Below are 17,364 nucleotides of genomic sequence, written 5' to 3' on the forward strand. Positions count from 1 at the left end.
TCGGGCCTAAACCGGCCTTGTCTCCCTGACGCAGCAGCTTAGCGCCGTCCTCACGGACCTGTCAAAACCCTTCACCAAGGATAGACGGCTCGCGTCGCGCCGCGCAATCGCCACTAGGGCACAAGCGGCAGGTGGTCCCGACCGGCAAAGCTGTCTGCGTTCCCTGCTCGTCGGCCGAAACGGGCAGGATCAGCATGATCGAGCGGTAAATCGGATCACGGTCGAAATCCGGAATGTCCTGCGGCCAGGCGATCGCAAGACAATCAAAAGCGGCTTGGGTACGCCCCAGCTGCGTCACCCGGCGCCGCAAGGGTACCAAGGGCCTGTTGAGCGCGGAAAACAACGGCCAGAGGGGGCAAGACTCTCCGTGCCTCGGCATCGCGAAGCCGGGCAGCGATTTGCGAAACAGAACGCTCCCAGAGGCATCGCACACCACTAGTCCGACCGGGCGATCCAGAATGCCGTCGGGAAGGGTCGCGAGCCTGCGGAATACGGTCGGCAGATCCACGTCGAAATGTCGGGCCAGTGCCATTGGATCGAGCGGCGCTTTTTCCAGCTCCATCGTCAACATTTCCAATGGCATAGCTTTTGCGTCGGCGGCATATGCCGACAAGACTGCGCGCCCGATAGTCTTTGCAGCCGATGAGCCAACCGGGTCGAGAGGTACCGCGTCAGGATCCCCGGTTTCTTCGATCATCGGGAAATGATGGTTGTGCGAAGCAAAGAAACTCTCAACCTGCTCCTGCGGGTTACCCCTACGTTCTTCGTGCGCGTCACTGTCATCCAGATAGGCAACCAACGCCTTGGAGCTTTCGGCCAGTCGTTCCGCGTCCTGATGAAGGTTGCCGTGAAACCGGTTGCGCCACTCGGCGTCAAGCTCACCCGGCTCAGCCAGGATAGCAGCGGTCGAGCGGATTGCTGCGGCAGTCGACAGTACCTCGTGAAGCGAATTTGCAAGATGGGGATCGTGGGTCAGGCGATCGGACAAGGTCTGCACCGTCCGTTCAAGCGACACGATCCGGCGGTGCATGTTACCCAGCAATTCGGCCCACCCGGGAAAGCGACCTGCGAGTTCATCCACGCGATCGGTTTCGGCCGGCACCCCCTCAGCATCGGCGGCCGCCTCGCGCAAGGTCGAAATCAGCGCGGCACCTGCACCCTCGGTCAACATCGACGGCTCGACCCCGAGCACTCCGGCGATGTCCACCAGAAGCTTGCCGCCGATTCTGCGGCGATTGTGCTCGATGAGGTTGAGATACGAGGCCGAGATGCCCGCCTCGCGTGCCAGATCGGCCTGCCGCAACCCGGCAATCAATCGCCGCTCGCGGATACGGCTTCCCGTAAGCGTGTCACGCGGCATGATGCCAACCCCTCCTTTTCAGCACGAATTCAACGGCTTTCTGCGCTGCGACATAACGTAATTTACAGTCACGCCAGAGCATATGTGTAATTCTTGACAGAATAGTTCCGCGTTTAAAAGGACTTATTGCTTAGTTTTACACCCGCCCCTCATACTTTCTTTGCACATGTTGTGCTTTGCGCCGGGGAAGAGGAGCCCGTGGCGCAGCTCAAGACTTTGGGAGGAATCAATGTCAAAGACTTCTGTCACACGCCGTGGCGTCCTCAAGACGGGTGCCGTCGCCGGTGCCGGCGTCGCGCTGCCAACGATCTTTACAGCTTCGTCGGCCGGCGCTTTCACCAATGAACCCACGGGCAGCACGGTCACTTTGGGCTTCAACGTGCCGCAGACCGGCCCATACGCAGACGAGGGCGCGGACGAATTGCGCGCCTACGAGCTGGCCGTTGAGCACCTGAATGGCGGTGGCGATGGCGGCATGATGAGCACCTTCTCATCCAAGGCGCTGCAGGGGAACGGCATCCTTGGCAAGAAAGTCGAATACGTCACCGGCGATACGCAGACCAAGTCGGACGCCGCCCGCGCATCGGCCAAGTCGATGATCGAAAAGGACGGCGCCATCATGATCACCGGCGGCTCGTCATCGGGCGTGGCCGTGGCCGTTCAAGCGCTGTGCCAAGAGGCCGGCGTGATCTTCATGGCGGGTCTGACCCACTCCAACGACACCACCGGCAAGGACAAGCGCGCCAACGGCTTCCGTCACTTCTTCAACTCTTACATGTCGGGCGCAGCCCTCGCGCCGGTGCTTGAGAAGATGTACGGCTCGGACCGCAAGGCTTATCACCTGACCGCCGACTACAACTGGGGCTACACCACCGAAGAGGCGATCAAGTCCTCGACCGAAGCAATGGGCTGGGAAACCGTAAACACGGTCAAAACGCCCCTGACGCAGACCGATTTCAGCTCGTATATCGCTCCGGTGCTGCAGTCGGGCGCGGACGTGCTGGTGCTGAACCACTACGGCGGCAACATGGTGAACTCGCTCACCAATGCGGTTCAGTTCGGTCTGCGCGATAAGCAGGTGAACGGCAAGAACTTCGAAATCGTCGTGCCGCTCTACTCGCGCCTGATGGCAAAGGGTGCGGGCGAGAACGTCAAGGGCATCTTCGGGTCGACCAACTGGCACTGGTCGCTGACCGATGAGGGCTCAAAGGCCTTCGTCAAGTCGTTTGGCACCAAGTACGGCTTCCCGCCGAGCCAGGCTGCGCACACCTGCTATGTCCAGACGCTGCTATATGCAGACGCTGTGGAACGCGCGGGCTCCTTCCAGCCCTGCGCCGTGGTCGAAGCGCTCGAAGGTTACGAATTTGACGGTTTGGGCAACGGCCCCACGCTCTATCGTGCCGACGACCACCAGTGCTTCAAGGACGTGCTCGTGGTGAAAGGGAAGGAAAACCCGACGTCGGAATTCGACCTTCTCGAAATCGTCGAAGTCACCCCCGTCGCCCAGGTCACCTATCCGCCCGATCACCCGCAGTTCTCGGGTGGTGCGCTGGGAACCTGCAACAACGGCGCCTAAAATACTGCGCCCGGAAACCTCAATCGGTTTTCGGGCCACTTTCCTTGCATGAATTCGAGGCCCCGGAGGGTCTCGCAACCAACCGTTGAGGTGCGGCCATGGACGCAATCATCCTTCAAATCCTGAACGGCCTGGACAAGGGATCAGCCTATGCGCTGATCGCACTGGGGCTGACACTGATTTTCGGCACGCTCGGGGTGGTGAACTTCGCCCATGGCGCGCTTTTCATGATCGGGGCATTCTGCGCCGTCACGCTGAGCCGTATCCTGACCTGGAGCCATACGGTAGTCGATGAAACGCAGAAAGACTTCCTGGGAAATCCTCTCAAGGTCGAAGTTCCGTATGTCCACGACATTTTCGGCGTGGCTACGGGTGACGCGATCATCGACTGGGCGGTTCCCCTGTCGATCCTTTTTTCTATCCCGATCATGCTGGCCGTCGGCTTCATCATGGAGCGTGGTCTGATCAAGCACTTCTACAAGCGTCCCCACGCCGATCAGATCCTCGTGACTTTCGGGCTGGCCATCGTGCTGCAGGAAATCATCAAGTATTTCTATGGCGCCAACCCAATCCCGACACCTGCTCCTGATGCGTTCACCGGCTCGTTCGACTTCGGTGCAATGATCGGGTTCGAGGCGAACCAGATCATCTACCCCTATTGGCGTCTGGTCTACTTCGCGTTCGCCACGCTGATCATTGGCGCGGTCTTTGCCTTCCTGCAATTCACCACCTTCGGGATGGTTGTCCGTGCCGGTATGGCAGATCGCGAAACGGTGGGACTGCTGGGCATCAATATCGACAAGCGCTTTACCATCATGTTCGGCATCGCCGCTGCCGTGGCAGGCCTCGCCGGTGTTATGTACGCCCCCATCAACTCGCCGAATTACCACATGGGAATGGATTTCCTGGTCCTGTCCTTCGTCGTGGTCGTCGTCGGTGGCATGGGATCTCTGCCTGGTGCCGTGCTGGCCGGCTTCCTGCTCGGAATTCTCGAGAGCTTCGCCTCGATGTCTGCAGTGATCGACCTGATCCCCGGCATCAACCAGATCATCATTTATCTGGTCGCAATCATCATTCTGCTGACGCGTCCACGTGGCCTGATGGGTCGCAAAGGCGTGATGGAGGACTAATCCCATGTTCGGACTGGACAAGAAAGACACGTCCCTCCTCTTGGTCGTCGTCGGGCTCGCATTGTTCGCGCCCTTCCTGCTCAACCCCTTCCCCGAAGGCTCGGCCATGGCGCAGTTCAACGCGGGTTATCCCGACCTGATGCAGCGCTTCGTGATCTTCGGCATCTTCGCCATCGGCTTCAACATCCTCTTTGGTCTGACCGGCTATCTCTCGTTCGGTCACGCCGCCTTCCTCGGCGTCGGCAGCTACTCGGCGGTATGGATGTTCAAACTTCTCGGCATGAACGTTTTGCCGGCGATCATCCTCGCGGTCATCATGGGCGGAGTATTTGCTCTCGTGATCGGCTTTGTCTCGCTGCGACGCTCAGGGATCTACTTCTCGATCCTCACGCTTGCCTTCGCGCAGATGTCATTCGCTCTGGCTTACTCGGTCCTGACACCGATCACCGGCGGCGAAACCGGGCTGCAATTGGCGCTCGACGATCCACGAATCCTGGGCTCCAGCACGGCGGCGGACGGAAACATCCCGGTTCCCAGCCTGTTCGGCCTCGAAATGCGAGACTCGGCCGAACTGGTGCTCGGGCCGTGGGAGTTCACGTTCAACGTCGGTTACTATTTCTCCGCGGCCTTCATGATCCTGGCCTTCTATCTGGCCATCCGGATCTTCCGCTCGCCGTTTGGAATGATGCTGCGCGCGGTGAAATCGAACCAGCAGCGCATGAACTACACGGGCCTGAACACCCGCCCGTACACGCTCGCGGCCTTCGTGATCTCGGGAATGTATGCGGGGCTTGCCGGTGGCCTGATGGCAGCGATGGACCCGCTAGCCGGCGCCGAACGGATGTTCTGGACCGCAAGTGGCGAGGTCGTCCTGATGACCATTCTGGGCGGTGCCGGAACGCTGATCGGCCCGGTTCTTGGTGCAGGCATCATCAAGTACATGGAGAACATCCTGTCCAAGATCAACTCGGACATCCTCCATGGCTGGTTTGCCTTCCTGCCAGACGGGCTTGAGGATTTCGTGGTCGCAATCATCTATCCCTTCATCGGCAAGGGCTGGCACCTCACCCTCGGCCTCATCTTCATGGCGGTCGTCATCTTCCTGCCCGGCGGGTTGGTCGAAGGCGGCAAGCGGATAGGCGCAGCCCTGCGTCGCAAGAAGGCCGAAGACGGCTCGGGTCGTGGCAAGGCCACGGAACCCGCAGAATAAGGAGCGCAAGTCATGGGTATTCTTGAAGTCAAGGACGTCAACAAGCGCTTCGGTGGCCTGCAGGCTCTGGGTGATGTCAACCTCAGTATCCGCGAAAACGCCTGCCACGCGATCATCGGGCCCAACGGCGCGGGCAAGTCGACCCTGCTCAATTGCCTGGTCGGCAAGCTCATACCTGATACCGGATCCGTGATGTTCGACGGGCAATCGGTTCTGGGACGCAAACCGTTCGAGATCAACCAGATGGGCATCTCGCGCGTGTTCCAGACCCCCGAGATCTTCGGTGATCTGACAGTGATGGAAAACATGATGATCCCGATCTTCGCCCAACGCGACGGGGCATTCGAGATGAACGCCATCACCTCGGTCCTGTCGCAGAAGGACGTGATCGAACGCGCCGAGCAGGTGCTGGAGGACATGAACATGTCCGACAAGCGGCACATGCACTCGGCCGCGCTGTCACGTGGCGACAAACGGCGGCTCGAGATCGGCATGTGCCTCAGCCAGAACCCGCGGCTTTTGCTCTTGGACGAACCCACTGCCGGGATGGCCCGGGCCGATACCAACAATACGATCGACCTGCTCAAGCAAATCAAGGAAGAGCGCGACATCACCATCGCGATCATCGAGCACGACATGCACGTGGTGTTCAGCCTGGCCGATCGCATCACCGTGCTCGCGCAAGGGACACCGCTGGTCGAGGACGATCCACAAAACATCCGCGGCAATCCGAAGGTACGCGAAGCGTATCTGGGCGAGTCGGCGTAAGGAGATCCGATCATGAACGTCAAACCGGACTTTTCCAAAAATGCCAACGCAGCGCAGACAGCCCCTGCCTTTCTCTCGGTCTGGGACATGCACTCCTATTACGGTGAAAGCTACATCGTGCAGGGCATTAGCTTCAACGTGCACGAGGGCGAGATCCTTGCTCTTCTCGGGCGCAACGGCGCGGGCAAGACCTCGACCCTGCGTTCGATCGCCCGTACCGGCGATCCCGAGGTCCGCCACGGTGAGATCTGGCTGGACCACCAGCCATTGCACAAAATGACAAGCTACCAGGCCGCGTCCTGCGGGTTGGGTCTTGTACCCGAAGATCGCCGCATCATTCCCGGCCTCACGGTCGAGGAAAACCTGCAACTGGCCCAGATTGCCCCTCCGATCGGCTGGTCGCTGGATCGTCTTTACGACCTGTTCCCGCGCCTTGGTGAGCGTCGCAAGCAAGAGGGCGTAACACTGTCGGGTGGCGAACAGCAGATGCTGGCCATCGCACGCGCCCTGGCGCGCGACATCAAGGTGCTGCTACTTGACGAACCTTATGAAGGTCTCGCTCCAGTGATCGTCGACGAGATCGAAAAGACTCTCATTCACATCAAGGAACAGGGCATGACGACGGTCATTGTCGAACAGAACGCGGTTCGCGCCCTCGAACTCGCAGACAGGGCCGTGATCCTGGACACCGGCGGAATCGTCTTCGACGGAACGGCTGCCGAAGTCCTCGAGAACGAAGAACTGCGGGCAGAATACCTCGCGATCTGAACGGATACTCCCCGTCGTATGGCGACGGCCGCCATACTGACCACTTCAAGCCGGCCCTTCGGGGCCGGTTCTCTTTTTTTTCATGGCAATTCCCAAGGCCGAAAGTCTTGCTAGAGCACGGCCGGCCAGCCTAAATGTCCGACATGAAGATATGCGCCCTGACCATGGTCTATCGCGATTACTGGGCCTTGGCGCAGTGGTACATGCACTTTTCCCGTCATCTAGGGGCCGAGAACCTTTTCGTTGTCGCCCATGGTGCCGATCCCGAAGTCGCACGAATTTGCCCCGGCGCCAGCGTGCTCACCATTCCCCGCGACGACCTTGAGCATTTCGACCGACGCCGGACCGATATGCTGAACGGCTTCCAGCTTGGGCTCGCCAGCATTTATGATTGGGTGATCCGTACCGATGCCGACGAGCTGATCTGTCTCGACCCCGAACAACATTCGAGCTTTGCAGACCTGTTCGCAAAGCACCAGACGAGTGCCCTGTTTGCGCTAGGCCTCAACGTCGCGGAGAGCGAAGAGGACAAGCCCTGCGGAGCAGATGAACTGGTACTGGGCCTGCGCAGGTCCGCAGTATTCACCCCGAATTACTCCAAGGCCTTTGCCGTCCGCGGCCGAGCGGGGCTGAAGCTGCACGGTGCGCAGGTCCGGCCGCGTCACGTGCGCCGATTTGCCCTTGTGATGCCGCGCGGTGTCTACATGGCACACTTGAAATACGCGAATACGCAAGCCCTGGCAGACAGTTACTCCCATCGCCGAGAAATGGCCACGATCCCCGGCAAGGGCCTGCCCGGGCCGGCATGGGCCAACCCCGGCACGGATAGCAGGCGGTTCTTTCAGCAACTGCACGCGCTGCCCGAGATACCTTGGAACGAAGCCGAGGCAGAAGCGTACAGCCTTTATCCCGCCGATCCGGTGCGCGAACCCGAACGCGGCGTTGTCCGCGTTCGAAGGGACCAGCCCAAGATCCGGACCCGCCTTCCTGACTGGTTCGGCTCCACCTGACCTATTGCGCGGTCCATCCGCCGTCTACCGGGATCGACGCACCGGTAACGTTGTGGGCAAGAGGCGCACATAGCCAAAGTGCAAGCGCCCCGATCTCGGACGGATCGGACCCGCGCAACGAGGGTTGCTTCTCTTTCAGCATGTCGGCGACGGCGGCGTCCCGATCACCATCGAAAGCGGCCATCCGCTCTTGTATCTGCGGCTCGATGATCGCGGTGTTGGTCCAGCCCGGACAAATGCAGTTTACCGTCACTCCACCCTTGGTTTTGTCCCCGCGCGCGGCGTATTCCAGCGCCGCCACCTTGCTCAGACCAATCAGGCCGTGTTTCGCCGCGACATAGGGCGCCTTTTGCCTTGATGCGACCAGCCCGTGTACCGATGCGATGTTGACGACGCGACCGTAACCGCGCGCGGCCATCGCCGGCAGCGCGGCTTGCATGGTATGAAACGCTGCACTCAAATTTATGGCAAGAACCGTGTCCCATGTGTCCGAGGGCATATCTGCCAGCCAAGCCGTGTGCTGAACACCTGCGTTGTTCACGAGGATATCCGCCCCGCCCCAGGCTGCCACCGCTTCCATGAGGTCTTCGATGAGGTCGGGTTGGCGAAGATCGCCGTTAAAGAACTCGGCCTGTGGGCTTCCCTTTTGCTTCAGGTGTGCGCAAACCTCCTCGATTTGCGCATCGCCCGCCAATCCGTGCACCGCGATCCGCGCGCCCGCCCCGGCCAATGCCTCGGCGATGGCCAAGCCGATGCCTTGCACCGATCCGGTTACAAGCGCCGTTTTCCCCGTAAGATCCGTCATTCGTCCTCCTCCAACATCCTGCGCAATTCCGTCTTCAGTACCTTGCCGTAATTGTTCTTGGGCAAGGCTTTGATGGCGATGTAATCCTTTGGCCGTTTGAACCGGGCTATATTTTCAATGCACAGCCTGTCCAACTCGGCTGGCTCGGCTTGGCCGACGACGAACGCAACGATCTCCTCGCCCCATTCGGGATGTCTGCGCCCAACTACGGAAACCTCGGCAATGTCGGGATGCTGGAGCAGAACCTCCTCCACCTCGCGCGGGTACACGTTCGAACCGCCGGTGATGATGACATCCTTGGACCGGTCCTGCATGGTCAGGTACCCGTCTTCGTCCAGAAATCCCATGTCTCCGGTCATCAGCCAGCCTTTGACCAGTGTTTTGGCTGTCGCCTCGGGGTTGTTCCAGTACCCCGGCATGACAACGTCGCCGCGCACCATGATCTCACCATGGGCGCCGGGAGGCAAAGGGTTTCCATCGGCATCGCCGATGGCCACTTCGACCGTGGACTGCGCCCGCCCCACGCTGGCCAACCGTTCGCGCCAGCGCGGATGATCGCGATCGGTGACGTCATGCCGTGACAACGCGGTAATACCCATGGGGCACTCTCCCTGCCCATAGATCTGGACAAAGACCGGACCAAACCGGTCCACGGCCTCACGAATGTCAGCCAGGTACATCGGGCCGCCAGCATAGACGACAGTACGCAGCCCCTCCCCCGTCTCGCCGGTCATCTTGGCCACGTCGGTCATGCGCCGCACCATTGTGGGCGCTGCAAACATCTGGACGTTGCGAAAATGGCGGGCGAGTTCGAATATCTCGGCTTCGTCGAACCCGCCTGAAACGGGACAGACATGCCGGGCGCCGACCAGCACATGCAACATGTTGTAGATACCTGCGCCATGGCTCATCGGAGCGGCGTATAGGATCGTGTCGTCCCCCGTAGCCTGATCGACATCGGCAAGGTAGGTCAGCGACATCGCGATCATCATGCGATGAGTGATCATCACGCCCTTGGGTCGTCCCGTGGTGCCCGATGTGTAAAACAGCCAGCACAAATCCTCGGACGCGCGCGAAACCGGACCGTCCACAGGCACACATGCGAGCGCCGCGGCAAAATCCGAGCCCGTGATATCCAAGACATCGGCCCGCGTCCCGGTTTCGGCCAGCGCTTCGGTAAGTGAAGGAGAGGTAAAGACCAGCCGCGCTTCGGCATTGTTCAGAATGTATTCGGCCTCACGCCCATGCAGCTTGGCATTGATCGGAACCGCCGCCGCACCCGCATACCAGATTGCATAAAGCGAGATCAGGTATTCAGGGGAGTTCTTCATGAAGATCGCAACCCGATCCCCCGGCCGTATCCCCTTCCCGATCAACCAACTGGCGACCCGGGCCGCTGCATCATGAAAACCGGCATATTCGGCGACCTGCTCCCGGCCCAAAAACAACGCAGGTCGTCTGCCATCAAGCTGCGCGCGCCGCGCCAGCCAATTCGCGATATTCATCGCCTCCTCCCCTTTGTTGCATCGAGATTAGGCTCGCGTCATACCGGGCTTCAATTCCGTAGTAATACGCGTCACGATATGCGTCATGAACGATGCCGCCTTCGAATATGCCCCGGTCGGACTTGTCGAACTGGAAAACCGTGTCATTCGCCGCTGCAACCGCCAGTTCGCGCAGATGTTTGGCGGCGATACGTCGGATTATGCAGGTTTGCCCCTGATGCAGCTCTATCCGTCATTGGCTGATTTCGAACGTATCGGCGCACAATGGCTCGAGGTCATGCGCTCCACCGACACGTATTCCGACGAGCGGGTCATGCGACGTCGCAATGGCGATCTGTTCTGGTGCCGGGCTCGGGGTCGGTCCCTTACACCCGACGACCCCTTCAGGCATGGCATCTGGAGTTTCTCGGACATATCCGAAGAGCGCCCTATGGTCGCTTTGACACCGCGCGAGCGCGACGTCGCGATCCTGTCCTGCCGCGGGTTGTCGGCCAAGGAGATCGGCGCGCAGCTTGGACTGTCTTATCGAACGGTCGAAGCGCATCGCGCCCGGCTCTTGCAGAAATTCGGCGCTCGCAAATTGCCCGAGCTTGTTGCCAAGCTGTCCGGTATGCCGCTTTGAGCGGGTATCGAACGCGGCGGAAGGTGGATGGGCGCGCCGCAGAACGGCGCTTTTCATGTCCCCGGCGATGGCCTATAACGCCGCGTAATTTTCGGCCCGGGCAACGATGAGGGCCAAAGAGGAACCGTCGAGGATACTCAATGACAGATAGCAGACACGAAGCAGACGTCGCGTTCATCAAGGCGCTGGCCGAGCTTTTGCGGGACAACGACCTGACCGAAGTGCAGGTCAAGCGTGAATACGGCGAGGAGGACAGCCTGAATGTCCGTGTCAGCCGGTCGATCGCCAGCCCTTCGGCCCCGACGCAAGTTGCCGTTCCCGCACCCGCCCCCGTGGCGGCCCCTGCCCAGGCTCCGGCAGCCGCGCCGTCCGCTGCGCCCGAAGATCCGGCCAGCCATCCAGGCGCGGTCACTTCGCCCATGGTCGGCACCGTGTACATGCAGGCAGAACCGGGTGCCGCCCCCTTCATCACGGTCGGAGCCTCGGTCTCCGAAGGAGACACGCTGCTGATCGTCGAGGCGATGAAGACCATGAACCACATCCACGCGCCGAAATCCGGCACGGTAAAGCGGATCCTGGTAGAGGATGGCGCCGCGGTCGAGTATGGCTCGCCCCTCGTCATCATCGAATAAGGCAGGGACGATGTTCGACAAGATCCTGATTGCCAATCGCGGCGAGATCGCTCTGCGCGTTATCCGTGCGGCTAGAGAAATGGGAATCGCGACCGTCGCGGTGCATTCCACTGCCGACGCTGACGCGATGCACGTGCGCATGGCCGACGAATCCGTCTGCATCGGACCCGCCCCTAGCCCGCAGAGTTACCTTTCGGTGCCAGCCATCATCTCGGCCTGCGAGGTAACCGGAGCGCAGGCAATCCATCCGGGATACGGTTTTCTGTCGGAAAACGCGGCCTTTGTTCAGATCGTCGAGGATCACGGCATCTCTTTTATCGGTCCGCGCGCCGAGCACATCCGCGTGATGGGAGACAAGATCACCGCCAAGGAAACCATGAAGGAACTTGGCGTTCCCTGCGTTCCCGGCTCGGACGGCGGCGTGCCAGACCTTGAGACCGCCCAGAAAATCGGCGACGAGATCGGCTATCCCGTGATCATCAAGGCCACCGCCGGCGGCGGCGGCCGCGGAATGAAGGTGGCCAAGTCCGCCGCCGAAATGGAGCGCGCCTTTCACACCGCACGGGCCGAGGGCAAAGCCGCCTTTGGCAATGACGAGGTGTATATCGAGAAGTACCTGACCACGCCGCGCCATATCGAGATACAGGTCTTTGGCGATGGCAAGGGTAACGCAGTGCATCTGGGTGAACGTGACTGCTCGCTCCAGCGGCGTCACCAGAAGGTGTTCGAAGAAGCCCCCGGCCCCAGCATCTCGACCGAAGAGCGTGCCGAAATCGGTCGGATTTGCGCCGAAGCGGTTGCCAAGATCGAATATGCGGGCGCAGGGACGATCGAATTCCTTTATGAAAACGGCGAGTTCTATTTCATCGAAATGAACACGCGCCTGCAGGTCGAGCATCCCGTGACCGAGGGCATTTTTGGCGTTGACCTTGTGCGTGAACAGATCCGGGTCGCGTCAGGCTTGCCAATGTCTTTCAGCCAGGAAGACCTCACTATCAACGGCCATGCCATCGAGGTGCGTATCAACGCCGAGAAACTTCCGAATTTCTCACCCTGCCCCGGTCGCATCTCGGCCTACCACGCGCCCGGTGGTTTGGGCGTGCGCATGGACTCGGCTCTTTACGACGGCTACACCATCCCGCCTTACTACGACTCCCTTATCGGCAAATTGATTGTCCATGGACGCGACCGGCAGGAAGCTTTGGCGAGACTCCAGCGCGCTTTGGGTGAGTTGATCGTCGATGGCGTCGATACGACTATCCCACTGTTCCATGCTCTTTTGCAGGAACCAGATGTTCTTGAGGGAAAGTACAACATCCACTGGCTGGAGCGCTGGCTCGAGGAAAACCTGAGCGCGTGAACCGGGCCTCATGATGGGGGAGCAGGTGAGCCTCACTCCTGAACTCCTGCTGCGAGCCTATGCCGTCGGCATTTTCCCGATGGCAGAACACCGGGACGACCCGGAGATCTTCTGGGTCGACCCGCAACGCCGCGGGGTTTTCCCGTTGAACGGGTTTCACATCTCTCGTTCGCTTGCCCGTCGTATGCGACGCGGTGGGTTGGACGTTACCATCGACCGCGATTTCGGCGCCGTTCTCGACGGATGCGCAGATCGCGCAGAGACATGGATCAACGCTGATCTGCGGAAGGCCTACCAAACTCTATTCAACGCTGGGCATGCGCATTCCCTCGAGGTCTGGGAAGATGGCTTTCTTGCCGGCGGCGTGTATGGCGTGACACTCGGGGCGGCGTTTTTCGGCGAGAGCATGTTTTCGCGCCGGACGGATGCATCGAAGATCGCGCTTGCTTACCTAGTGGACCGGCTGCGGGAGACGGGGTTCGTACTGTTCGATACGCAGTTTCTGACGCCCCACCTCGCCTCACTTGGTGCCGTGGAAATACCAAGAGCCGAGTATCACCGTATGCTGGAGAAAGCGCTTGCCGAAAATGCGGATTTCAACCGCCCGCTCGTTCAAACTCCTCAGGACGTGATACAGCGGATCACCCAGACATCGTAACGGGCGTGGTCCAGGGCGTTCAGCGCCGGGGAGGACGCAACCATCCAACCGTCGAATAGCGCCTGACGCTCGTTACGCTCCCAGATGGTGAGATAGACAAATGCATCCCCTGTCGGATTGTCGACCGGATAGCGGCAATCACCGAGTGCCACGTCAAGCCCAAAAACCTCGGCTGTCTCGCCATTGAGGATCCTGAGGTCAAGCGTGCGGCCATTCACCTTATCAAGTCCCCGAAGCACCGCACCAGATGCCGAGGTTACGGGTTCATCCTGTTGGGCGGCGGCAAGACCTGCAACCAATCCCATGACAATCGATAGTGAACGGATCAATCTCGGCCTCCATTGCTGGCCACGAATTTTGCGAGCAAGGCAATCAGGCTGAGAGCACCCTGCGTGTCGGCAACCTCATCACCCGGCTCGAAATGAAAAGGCGATTCACCGGGAAGCACCTCGATGAAGTTCCCGCCCAATAGACCTTCGGACGAAACAACCACCGCACTGTCTTCGGGGATTTGAACGCTATCGGCAACCGAGAAACGCGTATCGACCCAATAGCTCTCAGGGTTCAACGCAACTTCTGTCACCGAGCCGATCTTGACGCCAGCCAGCCGGACATCGGCACCAACCCCGACCCCCTCAAGCGATCGAAAAGACGCACCGAGTTGGTATTCCCCTTCCCCAAGCAGTTGGCCTGTCGCTTGAGCCGAGTAGATGCCAAAGGCAATTGCAACCGCAACAACCGCACCGCCCACCAGGACCTCGGTGGAGGAATACGTTCCCATGTTCGATCACTCGGGCGTCCAGGCCTCGTAGTCACGCCTCTCAACCGGATCGGCGCGACGGAGCGACCCAGCAGGCGCATAGGCCAAGGCCGTTCCGGTCAGGTTTTCGATGTGCGGTTTTTCCCAGCTTTTCCGGGGCAGCGGCTTTTCGGTCGGAGGTTCGTCCCACGTCCGGTGAAGCCATCCATGCCATGATGGATCGATACGGCTGGCTTCTGCTTCGCCATTGAAGATTACCCAGCGCCGACTGTCATCTTCGGTCTTGTAGAAGACGTTGCCCTGATCGTCCTCGCCGACTTTCACGCCCTTGCGAGAGGTGTAGATACGCGTGTTGAGAGTGGACCCGTTCCACCAGGTCACCGCTTGCAGCAACGTATTCAGGATGCCCATCAGCTTTCTCCTGCCAAGTATCGTCCGAAGGTATGGCGCAAAGCCCCGCCAAGGTCCAGTGGCACCGCACGGGACATCCGCGCGCAGGCTCATTCCCGCGCGAGCGCAGTCAGCTCGATTTCTATTCGGTATTTCGGATCGATCAATCCGCATTCGATCATAGTGGCCACTGGAGGGTTCGGTCCGAAGGTCTCCCTCAACAAGGGCCAGCAGGATTCGAACTCTGTCCGATCAGGCAGCATGTACGTCACCCGAACGACATCGGCGAAATCAGCACCAGCTTCCGACAGCGCTCTTTCGATCTTTCCCAAGGCATCGCGGCATTGGTCATACGCCGTATCACCCTCTCCGACAGTGCCGGCCACATGGACGAAACCTCCGGCGATGACTGCCCGGCAATAGCCTGCCTTGTCTTCAAATACTCCGCCTGAGGATATACGCCGGATCATTCCGTGTCCTTTCTGACAATCAACTTGCCAAGGTAATCTCACAAACCCCAGTAGCCTTTGTCATGCTATTCAAAGAGGTTCCGGCCCCCCAAAAAAGAAACGCGGAAGCACATGGCCTCCGCGTCGTTGTGACCGTCCGGCCCTCATCACTCAGCCAGCGGTTGCCGGTTCCTTTTCAGCGTCAGCATAAATGATGAGCGGCTGCGCGTCAGAGGTCACCGCCTCTTCATTGACCACAACCTTTGTTACATTCTTCAAGCCCGGAAGATCGAACATCGTGTCAAGCAGGATGTCCTCCATGATCGACCGCAACCCGCGCGCGCCGGTCTTGCGCTCGATGGCGCGTTTCGCGATGGCACGCAATGCATCCTCGGTAAAGTCCAACTCGGCATCTTCCAGTTCGAACAGGCGCTGGTACTGCTTGACCAAGGCGTTCTTGGGCAGCGTGAGGATCGTGACCAACGCATCCTCATCCAGGTCTTCAAGCGTGGCGAGCACGGGCAGGCGACCCACGAATTCCGGAATCAGGCCGAACTTCAACAGATCCTCCGGTTCAAGTTCGCGGAACAGCTCACCGACATTGCGCTCGTCATTGTCACGGACATCGGCGCCGAAACCCATGGCAGAGCCCTTGCCCCGCTGAGCGATGATGCGGTCAAGCCCGGCAAAGGCACCGCCACAGATGAACAGGATGTTCGTCGTATCTACCTGCAGGAATTCCTGCTGCGGGTGCTTGCGCCCCCCCTGCGGCGGGACGCTTGCGACGGTCCCCTCCATCAGTTTCAGCAGGGCTTGCTGCACACCTTCGCCAGACACGTCGCGCGTGATCGAAGGATTCTCGGACTTCCGCGTAATCTTGTCGACCTCGTCGATATAGACGATGCCACGCTGGGCCTTCTCGACATTGTACTCACTGGCCTGAAGTAGCTTGAGAATGATGTTCTCGACATCCTCGCCAACATAGCCGGCCTCGGTCAGTGTTGTGGCATCAGCCATCGTGAACGGCACATCCAGGATCCGCGCCAGCGTTTGCGCAAGCAGCGTCTTGCCGCAGCCGGTCGGGCCGATCAACAAGATGTTGGACTTGGCAAGCTCGATGTCGCCACCGGCTTTCTGCGCGTGGTTCAGACGCTTGTAATGGTTGTGCACGGCGACAGAAAGGACACGCTTTGCCGTGGCCTGGCCGATCACGTAATCGTCCAGCACGTCGCAGATATCCTTGGGCGTCGGCACACCATCGGTCGCCTTCAAACCGCTGGCCTTGGTCTCCTCGCGGATAATGTCCATGCAGAGTTCGACGCATTCGTCGCAGATGAACACCGTCGGGCCCGCGATGAGCTTGCGCACTTCGTGCTGGCTCTTGCCGCAGAAGCTGCAATAGAGGGTGTTCTTGCTGTCTCCGCCTGAATTCGTTGCCATGATCTACCTTTCCGGCTCCGTCCGTGCCGGGCCCGCGGTCGGGCCACGCTTTCTTGCCGCCTGTTCCGGGCAGCTTAGGCCAGCTATCCGACCTCTACAATCGCAAATTCCGAAGCGGCGGGAAAGGGCCGCAGCCCTCCGCCGCCGCGCTTCATTTATGCTTCGACTTCGTCGCCTTTGACCCGGTTCTCGACGATTTCGTCGATGTGGCCCCATTCCTTGGCTTCGTCCGGGCTCATGAAATAGTCACGCTCCAGCGCCTTTTCGATGGCCTTTTTGGTCTGGCCGGTATGCTTCACGTAGATGTCGTAAAGACGATCACGCAGTTTCTGTACTTCGGTCGCATGGATCATGATGTCGGTCGTCTGCCCCTGGAACCCGCCCGAAGGCTGGTGAACCATGATCCGGCTGTTCGGCAGCGAAAACCGCATTCCAGCCTCGCCACCGACGAGCAGAAGGGAACCCATCGAAGCCGCCTGCCCGATCACGAGCGTCGAGCATTTCGGCTTGATGTACTGCATCGTGTCATAGATCGACAACCCGCTGGTGACCACACCGCCGGGGCTGTTGATATAGATCGAGATTTCCTTCTTGGGGTTCTCTGCCTCGAGATGCAGCAGCTGCGCCACGATCAGGTGGCTCATGCCGTCATGGATCGGTCCATTGATGAAAACGATCCGCTCCTTCAGCAGACGCGAAAAGATGTCATATGCGCGCTCTCCGCGACTGGTCTGTTCGACGACCATCGGGACGAGGGTATTCATGTAGGTATCAACTGGATCGAACATATAATCTGCCTGCTTCTCTGGATAGTCGGGGACGGTACCCGCTCAAGGGTTACCCGAGTCTTAGTGTTGCCTCCGGGGGGCTGCAAGGGCACCCGGACGAGACAGTGTGCCTATTTTCCGATCCGGAACGAAA

The 17,364-nt window shown here is 59.9% G+C and carries 19 protein-coding genes; 10 read left to right on the forward strand and 9 right to left on the reverse strand.

Translation table 11 applies throughout. From position 1 onward, the window contains the following. Window positions 1-61 precede the first annotated feature (61 nt). Entirely contained in the window at window positions 62-1,360 is a 1,299-nt protein-coding gene (locus tag ACFORG_RS07390; protein ID WP_386734768.1) for a helix-turn-helix domain-containing protein, read from the reverse strand. A 229-nt stretch (window positions 1,361-1,589) separates the two neighbouring features. Here ACFORG_RS07390 and ACFORG_RS07395 point away from each other — a divergent pair, with 229 nt between their 5' ends. The 6 genes from ACFORG_RS07395 (at window position 1,590) to ACFORG_RS07420 (ending at window position 7,822) form a co-directional block, all read left to right on the forward strand. Next, window positions 1,590-2,936, forward strand: coding sequence for a substrate-binding protein (locus ACFORG_RS07395; protein WP_386734769.1), 1,347 nt, complete (start codon window positions 1,590-1,592; stop codon window positions 2,934-2,936). A gap of 98 nt (window positions 2,937-3,034) precedes the next feature. Then, on the forward strand, window positions 3,035-4,066 hold the full coding sequence (locus tag ACFORG_RS07400) for a branched-chain amino acid ABC transporter permease (RefSeq protein WP_386734770.1): 1,032 nt from the start codon (window positions 3,035-3,037) through the stop codon (window positions 4,064-4,066). Window positions 4,067-4,070: 4 nt separating this feature from the next. Beyond that, on the forward strand, window positions 4,071-5,276 hold the full coding sequence (locus ACFORG_RS07405; RefSeq protein WP_386734771.1) for a branched-chain amino acid ABC transporter permease: 1,206 nt from the start codon (window positions 4,071-4,073) through the stop codon (window positions 5,274-5,276). 12 nt (window positions 5,277-5,288) lie between these two features. Continuing rightward, complete coding sequence (locus tag ACFORG_RS07410; RefSeq protein ID WP_386734772.1) at window positions 5,289-6,044, forward strand: ABC transporter ATP-binding protein; 756 nt, start codon at window positions 5,289-5,291, stop codon at window positions 6,042-6,044. Window positions 6,045-6,056: 12 nt separating this feature from the next. Continuing rightward, on the forward strand, window positions 6,057-6,812 hold the full coding sequence (locus ACFORG_RS07415; protein WP_386734773.1) for an ABC transporter ATP-binding protein: 756 nt from the start codon (window positions 6,057-6,059) through the stop codon (window positions 6,810-6,812). A gap of 134 nt (window positions 6,813-6,946) precedes the next feature. Then, on the forward strand, window positions 6,947-7,822 hold the full coding sequence (locus tag ACFORG_RS07420) for a glycosyltransferase family 2 protein (protein ID WP_386734774.1): 876 nt from the start codon (window positions 6,947-6,949) through the stop codon (window positions 7,820-7,822). 1 nt (window position 7,823) lies between these two features. On the opposite strand, the gene ACFORG_RS07425 is transcribed toward ACFORG_RS07420, so the two are convergent. Next, window positions 7,824-8,627 carry a 3-hydroxybutyrate dehydrogenase gene (locus ACFORG_RS07425; RefSeq protein ID WP_386734775.1) on the reverse strand — a complete coding sequence of 268 codons (804 nt, stop codon included), beginning with the start codon at window positions 8,625-8,627 and terminating at the stop codon, window positions 7,824-7,826. After that, window positions 8,624-10,132 (reverse strand): class I adenylate-forming enzyme family protein, encoded by a 1,509-nt coding sequence (locus ACFORG_RS07430; protein ID WP_386734776.1) that lies wholly within the window; start codon window positions 10,130-10,132, stop codon window positions 8,624-8,626. The genes ACFORG_RS07425 and ACFORG_RS07430 overlap by 4 nt, the downstream gene beginning before the upstream one ends. Window positions 10,133-10,217: 85 nt before the next feature. Between ACFORG_RS07430 and ACFORG_RS07435 the strand changes: the two genes are divergently transcribed. From ACFORG_RS07435 to aat, 4 genes are all read left to right on the forward strand, one after another. Continuing rightward, window positions 10,218-10,754 (forward strand): LuxR C-terminal-related transcriptional regulator, encoded by a 537-nt coding sequence (locus tag ACFORG_RS07435; protein WP_386734777.1) that lies wholly within the window; start codon window positions 10,218-10,220, stop codon window positions 10,752-10,754. A gap of 140 nt (window positions 10,755-10,894) precedes the next feature. After that, window positions 10,895-11,386: an acetyl-CoA carboxylase biotin carboxyl carrier protein gene (accB, locus tag ACFORG_RS07440; protein ID WP_386734778.1), complete on the forward strand. Its 492-nt coding sequence runs from the start codon at window positions 10,895-10,897 to the stop codon at window positions 11,384-11,386. Window positions 11,387-11,396: 10 nt separating this feature from the next. Then, window positions 11,397-12,746 carry an acetyl-CoA carboxylase biotin carboxylase subunit gene (accC, locus tag ACFORG_RS07445; RefSeq protein ID WP_386734779.1) on the forward strand — a complete coding sequence of 450 codons (1,350 nt, stop codon included), beginning with the start codon at window positions 11,397-11,399 and terminating at the stop codon, window positions 12,744-12,746. 25 nt (window positions 12,747-12,771) lie between these two features. After that, complete coding sequence (aat, locus tag ACFORG_RS07450; protein ID WP_386734780.1) at window positions 12,772-13,404, forward strand: leucyl/phenylalanyl-tRNA--protein transferase; 633 nt, start codon at window positions 12,772-12,774, stop codon at window positions 13,402-13,404. On the opposite strand, the gene ACFORG_RS07455 is transcribed toward aat, so the two are convergent. The 6 genes from ACFORG_RS07455 to ACFORG_RS07480 all read right to left on the reverse strand — a co-directional run bounded on the left by ACFORG_RS07455 (window position 13,368) and on the right by ACFORG_RS07480 (window position 17,231). After that, window positions 13,368-13,709, reverse strand: coding sequence for a DUF2155 domain-containing protein (locus ACFORG_RS07455; RefSeq protein WP_386734957.1), 342 nt, complete (start codon window positions 13,707-13,709; stop codon window positions 13,368-13,370). The genes aat and ACFORG_RS07455 overlap by 37 nt on opposite strands. A 20-nt stretch (window positions 13,710-13,729) precedes the next feature. After that, entirely contained in the window at window positions 13,730-14,185 is a 456-nt protein-coding gene (locus tag ACFORG_RS07460; RefSeq protein WP_386734781.1) for an MlaD family protein, read from the reverse strand. A 6-nt stretch (window positions 14,186-14,191) separates the two neighbouring features. Beyond that, entirely contained in the window at window positions 14,192-14,575 is a 384-nt protein-coding gene (locus tag ACFORG_RS07465) for an NADH:ubiquinone oxidoreductase subunit NDUFA12 (RefSeq protein WP_386734782.1), read from the reverse strand. Window positions 14,576-14,664: 89 nt separating this feature from the next. Continuing rightward, window positions 14,665-15,024 (reverse strand): RidA family protein, encoded by a 360-nt coding sequence (locus tag ACFORG_RS07470; protein ID WP_386734783.1) that lies wholly within the window; start codon window positions 15,022-15,024, stop codon window positions 14,665-14,667. 150 nt (window positions 15,025-15,174) lie between these two features. Beyond that, window positions 15,175-16,443: an ATP-dependent Clp protease ATP-binding subunit ClpX gene (gene clpX, locus ACFORG_RS07475; protein ID WP_386734784.1), complete on the reverse strand. Its 1,269-nt coding sequence runs from the start codon at window positions 16,441-16,443 to the stop codon at window positions 15,175-15,177. 155 nt (window positions 16,444-16,598) lie between these two features. Next, on the reverse strand, window positions 16,599-17,231 hold the full coding sequence (locus ACFORG_RS07480; protein WP_386734785.1) for an ATP-dependent Clp protease proteolytic subunit: 633 nt from the start codon (window positions 17,229-17,231) through the stop codon (window positions 16,599-16,601). Window positions 17,232-17,364: the final 133 nt, after the last annotated feature.

The sequence above is a fragment of the Lutimaribacter marinistellae genome, from assembly GCF_042648365.1.
Lineage (GTDB): Bacteria > Pseudomonadota > Alphaproteobacteria > Rhodobacterales > Rhodobacteraceae > Lutimaribacter_A > Lutimaribacter_A marinistellae.